This window comes from Candidatus Schekmanbacteria bacterium, assembly GCA_003695725.1.
In the GTDB taxonomy this organism is placed as follows: Bacteria; Schekmanbacteria; GWA2-38-11; order GWA2-38-11; family J061; genus J061.
On sequence record RFHX01000104.1, the window covers coordinates 1 to 12,293 of the forward strand.

Sequence of the window (12,293 nt, forward strand, 5' to 3'; positions counted from 1 at the left end):
AATTAGCTTTTTTTTACAGATATAATGTTACATAAAAATAAAAAATGATTCGCGGGCAAGATTTAAAAATGGACCGGGATAAAGACCAATCAACAAAGTCATTATCATTGAAACAACAAGGACAAGAGCTAATGGCTTGGAAACTAAAAGAGAAAATCTTTCAGAAGGCTTGTCTATATACATTGCCTTTATAATTTTAAAATAATAGTAAACTGACACAGCGCTAGTAAGAATTCCTATAACAGCGAGATAATATAATTTCGCCTTTATTGCGGCACCAAAAATATAAAACTTACCTACAAAGCCTGCCATTGGAGGTATTCCCATCAGGGAAAGAAGGAAAATTCCCATTGCGGCCGCATAAAAAGGTTTTATCCTGGCAAGGCCTGAGAAATCTGCAATTCTATCTCCTCTCAGCGAATTGTTTCTAAGAAAGATTACAACAGTAAAGGCGCCCAAATTCATAAAGGTATATGCAAGCATATAGAACAAGACTGCATAAACTGCCAGACGGCCTTCTTCAGAAAATATTACTCGTCCATCTGCTACCTGCACAAGCTTTCCAGCGGCAACAATTCCCATCAATGCATAGCCGGCATGAGCAATGCTTGAATATGCAAGAAGCCGTTTTACATTATCCTGTGCCACGGCAAGGACATTCCCTATAATCATTGTAAATGCAGAAAGCAGCCACAACAAAATAAACCATTTGTCTTTTGCAGGAATTACAGCAATAGTAAAAATTCTGAGGAAAGCGGCAAATCCTGCTGCTTTTGGGGCAACAGACATAAAGGCAGTTATTGCCGTAGGCGCACCATCATATGCATCGGGACACCACAGATGAAAGGGCACTGCGGCAATCTTAAAGGCAAGTCCGACAATTATGAGCACAATTCCAAGAATACTCAATCTTGAAAAACCATTTTGAAGAAGAGCTGTCTGAACTTCCAAAATATTTGTTGATGATGTTTCGCCATAGAGAAGAGATATTCCATACAAGAGAATTCCCGAAGAAAAAGCGCCTAAAACAAAATATTTCAATGCCGCTTCATTCGACCTTATATCTCTCTTTTTAAATCCAACCAATGCATAAATGGACAATGCCATCAATTCAATTCCAATATATATTACCATCAAGTCGTTACCGCTTGAAATTATGAACATCCCGAGTATGGAAAAACAAATCAAAACATAATACTCGCCTTTGACAATGCCTTCGATTGCATTATATTTGCCTGACATCAAAACTGTCAAAATTCCCGCAATAATAAACAACACTTTAAAAAAATTGGAAAAGCCATCAGCAATAAAGGCATCTGAAAAGGTGGTGCCATAATTATTAAAATTCAGCACTAGTATTATTGCTGTTGCCACCAACCCAATCAGCGTTGTTACAGAGATTACATTATAATCTTTCTTGGAGAGAAAAATCCCGGCGCAAAGGAGGAAGAAAGACCAGAGAGCAAGAAACACCTCCGGGTAAATCAAATCAATTTCAGGTATAAAAGCAGATATATCCATTAATCTAAATCCTCAAGAAAAATTCTCCATAATTGTTTGCTTACTCTTCTATTCCTTTTTCCGAAATTTCTTTGGCTTCTGCAGTTGAAATACTTGCAGTAATTACCTTCCCTTCAACTTTCGTTTCCAATGTATTTTCTGATTTGATATTTTCAGGAGCAATTCGCATTACAAGATGCTCGACAGGTTTTTCCATAATCCTCAAAAAAGGTTTTGGATAAAGACCAATCCAAAAGATGAAAAGCACAATTGGAGCCAATGTTGCGATTTCCCTTATATTCAAATCTTTCAGATTGAAATTTTTTGGATTCCACAATTTTCCAAAGAAAACTCTTTGATAAAGCCAAAGCAGATATGCGGCGCCCAAAATAATTCCTGTGCAGGAAAATGCCGCCCATATCCAGCCAAGAAAATTTGAATTGAATACGCCAAGTAGAATCAAGAATTCCCCAATAAAACCATTCATCCCGGGAAGTCCCATAGACGAAAGGAAAATTATTAGCGTCAACGCAGAATAAATCGGGACTTTGCTTGACAGCCCTCCATATTCTGCAATTTCCCTTGTATGCCGCCTTTCATAAATCAAGCCGACTATAAGAAAGAGGCCTCCTGTGCTTACACCATGATTTATCATTTGAAGCACACTTCCAAGTATGCCCTGTGAAGTCAATGCAAAAAGCCCTATCATACAAAATCCCAGATGGCTGACACTTGAATACGCAACGAGCTTCTTCATATCCTTTTGGACAAGAGCAACCATTGCCCCGTAGATTATTCCTATTACAGACAAAACTGCAATAAAGGGGACGAAGTCTCTTGTTGCATCCGGAAACAGCGGCATACTAAAACGCAGAAAGCCGTATGTCCCCATTTTCAAAAGGACACCTGCAAGAATTACACTGCCTGCTGTAGGTGCATCGACATGTGCGTCGGGCAGCCATGTATGGAATGGAAACATAGGCACCTTGATTGCAAAGCCAAGAAAGAATGCCAAAAAGAGCCACCACTGCCAGCTATATGGCAGATTATCGTTCAGAAGTCTCATAAGGTCGAATGTATAAACACCCGGATGAGTTGCATTATAATGGAAAAATAGAGCAAGAATACCAAGAAGCATAAAAAGACTGCCAAACAAAGTATAGAGGAAAAACTTTATTGCAGAATAAAGTTTCTTGGGACCGCCTCCCCATACGCCAATCAAGAAATACATTGGGACAAGCATAACTTCCCAGAAGACATAAAAGAGGAAAAAATCAAGGGCTGCAAAAACTCCAAGCATTCCTGTCTGAAGCAGAAGCATAAAGACATAATACTCCTTAACCCTTTCAGTAATAGCAGACCATGAAGAAAGGATTGCAATTGCGCCAAGTATCGTTGTCAGCAGGAAAAGAAGAAGACTAATGCCGTCGATTCCGAGAAAATAGAAAATAGTCAGATTAATAGACTTTACTTCAATCCATGAAAATTTCTCAACAAACTGCATCTTGTAAGTTGATGCATCGAATTTCTGAAGAAGCATAAAGGAAAGAAGCATATCTGCAATGGCTACGAAGTTTGCAAAAATCTTAATGCTGTTAATCTTCTCCTTTGGGAAAAACATCAAAATAATCGCTCCCAAAAGAGGCATAAAAATTACATAGGTAAGTATTGGGAATCCTATCTGGTTGACATATGAATATGCGTCAGCCAGATATGATGAATAATTTAAATCCATTCATTTATCCTCCGCTTTCTTATTTTTACATCATTACAATTAATATGCTCACGAGCAGAAACACTCCGGCAAGCATTATAGCAGCATAACTATTCAATAAACCGCTCTGTATCTTTCTCCCTTCTCTGGAGAAAAACTTGACCATTTTAGCCACACCATTGACCATTCCATCAACCACATAGGCATCCCAAAAGTTGGATATATGGCTTGCACCTACTGTAAAATCGCTCGAAAAATTCACCAAGCCGTCAATCTTCGAAGCGTCAAAACGCCAGAAGAAGCGTGAAAGCTTTTTCACTCCATTCACGAACACTGCTTCATAAAATTCATCGACATAGTATTTATTCAAAAGGACTCTATACATTTGCTTATATTTTTCAGCCAATTTCTTTGGAAGCTCTTTATTTTTGAGATACATATAATTGGCAAGCATCATTCCTGCAACGGCGATGGCAACAGAAACTACCATCAATGTAATCTCAAGCCCTATGCTGTGTGCTCCTTCATGCACTGCGCCTTCACTATGTTCTGCAATGCTGAAAACAGGGCTTAAAAACTCGTGAAATTTGTTGCCTCCCTCGATAATTGGAATACCCACGAATCCGCCAACCAATGATAAAATTCCAAGCACCATCAAGGGAAATGTTATGTTTAGAGGCGATTCATGAAGATGATGCGCCGTCTCCTCAGGCACTCTCGACTCTCCTTTAAAGGTCATATTGACAAGTCGAAACATATAGAATGCCGTCATAAAAGCAGCAGCCGCTCCAAGGAACCAGAGAAAATATTTGAAATTGCCTAAAACAGGATTTTCTGCTGTAAATGTTTTGAAAAGGATTTCATCTTTGCTGAAAAACCCTGCAAAGGGAGGAATTCCTGCAATGGCTAATGTTGCAAAAAGAAAGGTCCAATAGGTTCGAGGCATATGCTCTTTTAGTGCACCCATTTTTCTCATATCCTGCTCTCCACCCATTGCATGGATTACACTTCCCGAGCCAAGAAAGAGACAGGCTTTAAAAAAGGCATGAGTCATTAAATGAAAAATTCCTGCCTCATAAGCTCCAACGCCGCAACCCAAAAACATATATCCAAGCTGACTTACTGTAGAATATGCAAGCACTTTTTTAATATCATTTTGCACAAGGCCAATCGATGCGGCAAAGATTGCCGTTAGTGCACCAACCGTTGCAACAACTGTCAAACTAATGGGAGCAAGGTCATAGAGAGGATGACATCGCGCAACCATATATATTCCTGCTGTAACCATCGTAGCGGCATGAATAAGAGCGCTTACAGGAGTCGGTCCTTCCATTGCATCGGGAAGCCAAACATAAAGCGGTATCTGTGCTGATTTTCCTGTTGCTCCAACAAAAAGGGCTAAAGTAATTGCAGTAACGACAGTTATGCCCAGAGGAGTCATATGCATCAGCACCTCTTCCTTTTCAGCAACTGCTGAAAATACAGAAGTAAAATCGAGAGTTCCAAAAACTGAATAGATGCAGAAGATACCGAGAATAAAACCAAAATCTCCAATCCTGTTTACGACAAAAGCTTTTTTGCCTGCATCCCCTGCTGATTTCTTTTTGATATAAAATCCAATAAGAAGATATGAGCAAAGTCCGACTCCTTCCCAACCTACAAACATCAAAAGGAAGCTGTTCCCAAGGACAAGCAGAAGCATTGAAAACATAAATAGGTTGAGATAGGCAAAGAAGCGGTAATAGCCGGATTCACCATGCATATATCCTGTTGAATAGATATGAATAAGCATTCCAACAAAGGTAACTACAAAAAGCATTACTGCAGAAAGGGCATCGAGCTGAAATCCTATCTCAACTGAAAAGTTTCCTGCAGGAATCCATTGATAGATTATTTGTTCAAAAATTCCATTTTCCGGATGATTTAAAAATATGAAGTCTGCAAGTACATAAAGAGCAATTGCAGATGAAATAATAGCAACACCGCAGGCAACAGTGTGGATTATATTTTCACTGCTTCTATATTTCTCGGAAAACAATCCGACTGCACCGTTGATTATAAAACCAACAGCAAACAACAGGGGAATATAACAAAGCAATTCCATAGTTTTCTTTTATCCCTTCAGCGATTGATAATCATCAAAACTTACACTGCCCTTGTTTCTAAACATTGAAATTATAATAGCAAGCCCGATAGCGGCTTCAGATGCCGCTACGGCGATAATCATTACGACAAAAATCTGTCCAGTCACATCCCGTAAATAGCTTGAAAATGCAATAAAGTTGATTCCAGCAGAATTCAACATAAGCTCAATGGACATTAGTATAACCAAGGCATTTTTCCTCGTAATAACGCCAATTGCTCCAATAACAAAAAGCCCTGCACTGAGCAAAAGATACCAAGACAATGGAATCATTCTAAAATCTCCTATGACTTTCTGCTTAACACAATTGCCCCCACCATTGCTGCAAGAAGGACAATTGAAATAAGTTCAAATTGGAAAATATATTTCGTATAAAGCATAACGCCTAAATTCTCAACGGTGCCATCAAAGAGTGTGCCTGATATCAATGACGCTATCTTCTTTCCTGCCCCAATAAATATGTAAATGAATTCAAGAAACAATGTTATGCCAATAATTGCTGCAAGAAACTTAAACGCAGTCTGAGGTTGCGGCGTTTCACTTACCCTTTTATTTACCAATAGAATAACGAAAAGATATAAAACCATTATACCGCCTGCATATACCAAGACCTGTACTGCAGCAAGAAACTGAGCCTTCAATTGAATGTAAAGCCCTGCAACTGAAAAAAAGGTAAGCACCAAATACAAAGCGCAGTGGACTATCTCCTCGCGAGTAATAACCATTATTGCCGAAACCAAAGTTATGAGGGCAAGAAGCAGGAATATAGCATAATTTGCCGCAGATGTTACTGTAAGAGATTCAATCAATTTTTTTCATCCTCCTTCTTTTCGCTCTTTACGATTTTGCTCTTTTTACTTCTCGTCCAATTCTGAATAAGTTTGTTTATTGGATAAACCATATCTTCCCTCTTGTAGCAGGAAATTTCATATTCTTCAGTGGGTAAAATGGCATCTACAGGGCAAGACCTAAAACATAGACCACAAAACGAACATCTCGACAGGTCAACTGTAAACTCCTTGATTTTTTTATCCTTCCCCTTCCCTTCTGTCTCAATTGTAATACAACCGTCAGGACAGACTCTTGCACACAATCCGCAACCTATGCACTTTATCGAGCCGTCTTCCTTAAGCACATAACCATGCAGTCCCCTCCACCGCTCAGGAATTTCCCAATCTTTGGTAGATTTTTCATAGGGATACTGCATTGTAACCTTCCGTTTAAACATATATTTGAGTGTCACCGCCATCCCAGCGCGCAAATCTTGAAGGAAGTCATACCACACCTCCTCTTTTCTTTGAGCATTGTCCCGCGGTACTACATAATAATCATCCATATCAACTAAAACTCCTGCTTATCATTAGGTTGCAGTTTCATAATCGCTTCTTCTTTTTGAAACACAGAAATTTTCAAAGCTCTTTATAAATTTAAAGGAGATAATAATTATCAGCGCAGTCCCGCCCCACACAATGGGATAGAAGATATACCATGCAAGTTTTTCGTAGAAAAAGTACTCAATTCCTGCAAAACCAATATTTATGAGAGAGAGCGGAAGGAGAATCTTCCACCCAATCTGCATCAATTGGTCATAACGATATCTTGGGAATGTCCATCTAATCCAAATAAAGAGGAAGAGAATAAACAACACTTTCAAACAAAACCAGACGGCAGGAATAAGCCCTTCAAGAAATGCTTTCATCATTCCGCTTCCGGGAATTTCAATATGAAGGAAAGCAAGAGGGCTTCCCCATCCACCTAAAAACAATGTAGCACCTATTGCAGAAACAACAATCATATTCAAATATTCTGCTAAATAGAAGAAAGCAAACTTCATTGCGCTGTATTCTGTCTGATAACCTGCAACAAGCTCGGTTTCGGCTTCAGGCAAATCGAAGGGCAGTCTGTTTGTTTCAGCAAGGGCGCATACTATATAAAGGAAAAAACCAAGAGGCTGGACAAGAATAAACCAAATGCCAGATTCTGCCTGTTTTTCGATTATCTCAACCATCGAAAGAGATTCTGCAAATATAAGCACACCAATCACTGACAACCCAATGGAAACTTCATAGCTTACCATCTGCGCTGCCGAGCGTAATCCTCCAATCAATGGATATTTGCTGTTTGATGCCCATCCTGCCATTACTAGCCCAAATACCCCAAGAGATGAGACAGCAAAAATAAAAAGAAGGCCAATGTTTATATCGGTGATATAGAATGATGGACTCCACGGTATTACTGCAAGCACAGTAAAAGCAGGGACAAGACAGATGACAGGACAAAGATAAAAAAGAATCTTGTCCGCTTTGCTTGGAATAATATCCTCTTTGATAAAAAGTTTTAATCCATCTGCTATGGGCTGAAGTATTCCGTGATATCCCACACGCATAGGACCAAGGCGAGACTGAATCCATGCACACACCTTCCTTTCGAGGTATGCAGTGTATGCCACTGCCAAAGCGCAGACACCCATAACCACAACAATCTTTATAAGAGCAACCACTATATCTCTCAAAAATGAATAAATCATCTGTCCACTTCTCCAAGTACTATATCCAATGTCCCTATTATGGCTATGACATCAGCTACAAGATGCCCCTGCACCATTTTCTTGAAGGATTCAAGATTTACAAATGAAGGAGGCCTTATCTTGACTCTGTAAGGCTTATCCGAGCCGTCGCTTACGATGTAAAATCCAAGCTCGCCTTTTGGCGCCTCAATGGAGCGGTAAACTTCTCCCTCAGGAGGTTTTATTATTCTTGGCACCTTTGCCATTATCTCACCATCAGGAATCTGCGAAAGTGCATCTTTGACAATCTTGACGCTCTGTCTCATCTCTTCAAGCCGCACGATATATCTGTCATATGTATCGCCTTTTGAACCTATGGGAACCTTGAAATCAAATCTATCGTAGATCGAATATGGTTCAGCTTTTCGCACATCCCATTTCACTCCCGAGCCCCTCAAACTTGGTCCGCTCAATCCCAAATCGATTGCGTCTTCTCCTGAGATAACACCTATATCAACTGTGCGGTCGAGCCACATTCTATTCTTGCTCAAAAGCTGTTCATATTCATCAATATGCGCCGGGAAGGTATCAAGAAATTTTTTTGCCTTTTCTACGAATCCATCAGGCAAATCTGCCGCAACTCCGCCAATATGAATATAATTGTATGTAAGACGGGCGCCGCTCAGCATTTCAAATAAATCTAAAATATCTTCCCTCTCTCTAAAACAGTAGAGGAAAACTGTAACAGCACCTATATCCATTGCATGAGTGCCAAGCCAAAGCAGATGGCTTGCAATCCTCTGAAGCTCTGCGCAAATTACACGGATATATTCTGCTCTCTCAGGGATTTCTACGCCCAATAGCTTCTCAACGGCAAGCACATAGGCAAGATTGTTGCTCATAGAGGCAACATAATCCAAGCGGTCGGTATATACAATATTCTGTCTGTAATCCCTTTGTTCACAAAGTTTTTCTACACCGCGATGAAGATAGCCGATAACAACCTCGCAGTCTTTCACGACTTCGCCGTCGAGAGTTAATATGAGCCGCAACACACCGTGGGTGCTGGGATGCTGAGGACCCATATTTACTATAATTTCTTCAGTCTTGAAATCTTCGCTCTCGCTGTTTTTTATTTTTTCAGGCATCTTCGCTCCTGTATGGGAAATCCTTCCTCAATGGATGCCCCTGAAAATCATCTGTTAAAAGTATTCTTTTAAGGTTTGGATGTCCTGTAAAATTGATTCCCAACATATCATAGCATTCTCTTTCATGCCAATCTGCCGTAGCCCACACGCCTGTTACAGAAGGGACGCTCTCTCCCATACCCAAGCGCACTTTTAGGCGCACTCTCTTTTTCCTTTCAATTGAAAAAAGATGATAGACTACTTCAAATTTTTTATCGCGGTCAGGGTAATGAACACCACAGAGGTCTGAAAGGAAATTAAATTTTTCTTCCTTTTTTAGATAATCACAAACCTCAACAATCTTGTTCGTTTTAACTATAAATGTCAGCTCGCTTTCAAGGTCTCTGTGCGCAGGCGCGCTTTCTATTGCGTCGCCAAATTTCTCAGCGAGCCGTTTGGCAATCCCATCATTGTCCATCCGCTTCTTTTCTCCTTGCAATAGTCATCGTCTCAATCTTTTCCTGCAATTTCATCAAACCATGGCAAAGCGCTTCGGGACGGGGCGGACAACCGGGTATATAAACATCCACAGGGATTATTTTATCAACACCCTGAACAACATTATAGGTTGGGAAAATTCCACCTGTATTTGCGCAAGCACCCATCGAAACAACCCATTTTGGGTCAGGCATCTGGTCATAAAGTTTTTTTATTACAGGCGCCATCTTTTTGGTTACAGTCCCAGCTATTATCATCATATCAGATTGTCTTGGAGAAGCCCTAAACAACATTCCAGACCTTTCAAAAAAATCATATCGTGCCGCTCCTGTTGCCATCATTTCAATTGCACAGCAGGCAAGCCCAAAAGTCATTCCCCATAGCGCTGACTTTCTTGCCCAATTGAAGACATAATCAACAGATGTTATCAAAACATTGGGACCAAATCTGTTTTCTATTAAACCCATTCAAGAGCTCCTTTTCTCCATGCGTAAAAATATCCCACAAGCAGTATAAAAATAAAGAGCATCATCTCTATAAATCCAAACAGCGCAATGCGTTTATAAACTACTGCCCACGGAAAAAGAAAAATTGTTTCAACATCGAAAATTATGAAAAGCACAGCAATTAAAAAATATCTCACATTATATGCGCCTCTTGCGTCTTTTGTGGCCGGTTCAATTCCACATTCATAAGTGCTGAGTTTCTCATCGTCAGGATTGTTTGGACGCACCAATAGCGCTACAACGAGTGTCCCAACTGCAAAAACAAGCGCCCCAAGAAGTAGAAGCAAAATCGGGATATACTCGCTGATTGCGCGGTATTCGTTAAAATTTGAAAAGAAGTCCATCGTTCACCCAGCTCAAAAATTCACATCATCACGAAAATAAACGGGCGTGAAATAGCATATCCCCTTAAAATAATCAAGATAAAAAAAGGGATAGTGATATACTGTTATTGCTGGTCAATATGATAATTTTGAAAACTAATAAATTATAATAGTTTTAATTATATCAGAATAGTATGCATCTCAACGCTTAGAATAGGACTTTTTCCAAATCTTCATTCATTTTGTAAGACCTTTTAAAACCGACAAGAATTCCTCCATTCGTGTAGATTGCCCAATATCTTGCAAGCTCTTATGAAGGTGTGAGCAATTGCGGATTATTCGGTCAAGCTTAAATGAGACCTAATTTGTTGATTCCTAGCCATTTTTTTTGAATGGTATGAACAGATCTTTCTTGTAATATCTATTAAAAAAAGGAGTTTCATAAGAAAAGTTCAGAGCGGCAGCTCTCATTCCGTTTTCGTTTAATTCATATCTTCCTGCCATCAGCAGTCATTCAACAAGAACATATTCATCCAAATGCAAGAATAATCTTACCTGAATTTTCATTATTCTCCATTCTTCGAGTTGCTTCATATAATTTTTCAAAAGGATAAATAGAATCAATGACTGGCTTAAGTTTCCCCTCATTAAAATGTGGCAAAACTTCCTTTGAAAATTTCTGCACTGCATCTATTTTTTCTTCCAATGGGCGTGAGCGCAACACCGTGCCTATGATATGCAGTCGTTTGCTTAAAATGAGAGAAAGATTCGTCTCTGCCTTTACACCTCCCATAACACCAACAACAATCAGTCTCCCCTTTTTTTTCAACAATGAGAGATTCTTTTGCCAATATGGAGCGCCAACTGTATCAAGGATTACTGCAACAGAACTTTTCCCGAATTTAGATTCAATAAGTTCCTGAAAATCTGATTCCTTATAATTTATTGCATAAAAATCGGCGTATTCTTTTATTTTGTCTATCTTTTCTTTACTTCCCACAGTGCCAATTGCAGTTGCAGAAAAAAGATTTACAATCTGGATTGCAGCGCTTCCAACTCCGCCTGCAGCAGAATGGATAAGCACAATATCGCCTTCACTCATATTTCCCTGCGTCCTCAACGCATCATGGGCTGTTATAAATGCTTCGGGTACTGCCGCCGCTTCAACTAAATCAAGTGAATCTGGAATTTCCATAAGCAGTTTTTCGTTGATTACAATCTCTTCTGCATAAGTCCCTCCTGACGCAATACCAAAAACTCTTTCCCCTCCCTTCCATAAAGTTACATCTTCACCAACTTCATCAACGACTCCTGAAAATTCCAAGCCCGGGATATCCTGCACCGTATCTTTTGGTGCAGGATAAAGTCCTCTGCGCTGAAGAAGGTCTGCGCGGTTCAAGGCAGTTGCCGCAATCTTGACTTTTACATTGCACTCCTCTGCTTTTAGCCCTTCCCTTTCTTCGATTACGAGATTTTCAATCTCCTTACCAAATTTTTTTATAACCGCGCACTTCACTTCTCAGCTATCCTCACTTCTTTCAATAAAAAAGATAAATACTCAGACAAGACATTTTCAATGACATCCCTATCTGCGGCTATCCATATAATTCTTTTGCCATTCCTGAAAAAATAATGCTCCTGTCCCATTCCAACCACCCAATAAAGAGATTGATTATCTTTTTTCACTTCTCTCAATCCAGTAAAGAATCGATTGCCCTCAGAAATTTTTTTGACCATTCTCTCTATAAGCTCTTTCGCCTTCTCTTCATTCTGTGTTTCAGAATAGTATATTGTTGCATCGTCCCTGCCATTTGAATATTGTGCAACATAGCCATTCTTCAATTCTACGCTTTTCCCATGAAGCCGATACAATTCTCTCAATGCAGGCCTGCCTAAGATAGAATCTTTCAATTCCAGCCCGGCAATCCTTTCAGGCGGATTCAAAGGCGCAAGCGGCTCCCTTTCGGGAAGACAGG

General features: G+C 39.7%; 13 protein-coding genes. All 13 read right to left on the reverse strand.

Annotated elements, in window-relative coordinates:
- Nucleotides 1–27 precede the first annotated feature (27 nt).
- The gene (locus tag D6734_04260; GenBank protein RMF96135.1) at nt 28–1,521 is read right to left on the reverse strand and encodes an NADH-quinone oxidoreductase subunit N; all 1,494 of its coding nucleotides are present in this window, start codon (nt 1,519–1,521) and stop codon (nt 28–30) included.
- Nucleotides 1,522–1,561: 40 nt separating this feature from the next.
- A complete protein-coding gene (locus D6734_04265; GenBank protein ID RMF96136.1) occupies nt 1,562–3,235 on the reverse strand; it encodes an NADH-quinone oxidoreductase subunit M in 1,674 nt (557 codons plus the stop codon).
- A gap of 25 nt (nt 3,236–3,260) precedes the next feature.
- Nucleotides 3,261–5,318, reverse strand: coding sequence for an NADH-quinone oxidoreductase subunit L (locus tag D6734_04270; GenBank protein ID RMF96137.1), 2,058 nt, complete (start codon nt 5,316–5,318; stop codon nt 3,261–3,263).
- Nucleotides 5,319–5,327: 9 nt separating this feature from the next.
- Nucleotides 5,328–5,630 carry an NADH-quinone oxidoreductase subunit NuoK gene (gene nuoK / locus D6734_04275; GenBank protein ID RMF96138.1) on the reverse strand — a complete coding sequence of 101 codons (303 nt, stop codon included), beginning with the start codon at nt 5,628–5,630 and terminating at the stop codon, nt 5,328–5,330.
- Between the two features lie 11 nt (nt 5,631–5,641).
- A complete protein-coding gene (locus tag D6734_04280) occupies nt 5,642–6,166 on the reverse strand; it encodes an NADH-quinone oxidoreductase subunit J (GenBank protein ID RMF96139.1) in 525 nt (174 codons plus the stop codon).
- On the reverse strand, nt 6,163–6,693 hold the full coding sequence (locus D6734_04285; protein ID RMF96140.1) for an NADH-quinone oxidoreductase subunit I: 531 nt from the start codon (nt 6,691–6,693) through the stop codon (nt 6,163–6,165). Before D6734_04285 ends, D6734_04280 begins: the two co-directional genes overlap by 4 nt.
- 24 nt (nt 6,694–6,717) lie before the next feature.
- Nucleotides 6,718–7,884, reverse strand: coding sequence for an NADH-quinone oxidoreductase subunit NuoH (nuoH, locus tag D6734_04290; GenBank protein RMF96141.1), 1,167 nt, complete (start codon nt 7,882–7,884; stop codon nt 6,718–6,720).
- Nucleotides 7,881–9,011: an NADH-quinone oxidoreductase subunit D gene (locus D6734_04295; GenBank protein ID RMF96142.1), complete on the reverse strand. Its 1,131-nt coding sequence runs from the start codon at nt 9,009–9,011 to the stop codon at nt 7,881–7,883. Before D6734_04295 ends, nuoH begins: the two co-directional genes overlap by 4 nt.
- A complete protein-coding gene (locus D6734_04300; protein ID RMF96143.1) occupies nt 9,004–9,468 on the reverse strand; it encodes an NADH-quinone oxidoreductase subunit C in 465 nt (154 codons plus the stop codon). Before D6734_04300 ends, D6734_04295 begins: the two co-directional genes overlap by 8 nt.
- Entirely contained in the window at nt 9,458–9,955 is a 498-nt protein-coding gene (locus D6734_04305; protein ID RMF96144.1) for an NADH-quinone oxidoreductase subunit B, read from the reverse strand. The genes D6734_04300 and D6734_04305 overlap by 11 nt, the downstream gene beginning before the upstream one ends.
- Complete coding sequence (locus D6734_04310) at nt 9,946–10,338, reverse strand: NADH-quinone oxidoreductase subunit A (GenBank protein RMF96145.1); 393 nt, start codon at nt 10,336–10,338, stop codon at nt 9,946–9,948. The genes D6734_04305 and D6734_04310 overlap by 10 nt, the downstream gene beginning before the upstream one ends.
- Before the next feature lie 508 nt (nt 10,339–10,846).
- Nucleotides 10,847–11,833, reverse strand: coding sequence for an NAD(P)H-quinone oxidoreductase (locus tag D6734_04315; protein ID RMF96146.1), 987 nt, complete (start codon nt 11,831–11,833; stop codon nt 10,847–10,849).
- A partial coding sequence (locus D6734_04320; protein ID RMF96147.1) for a hypothetical protein occupies nt 11,830–12,293 on the reverse strand: 464 nt, incomplete at its 5' end. The genes D6734_04315 and D6734_04320, both read right to left, overlap by 4 nt.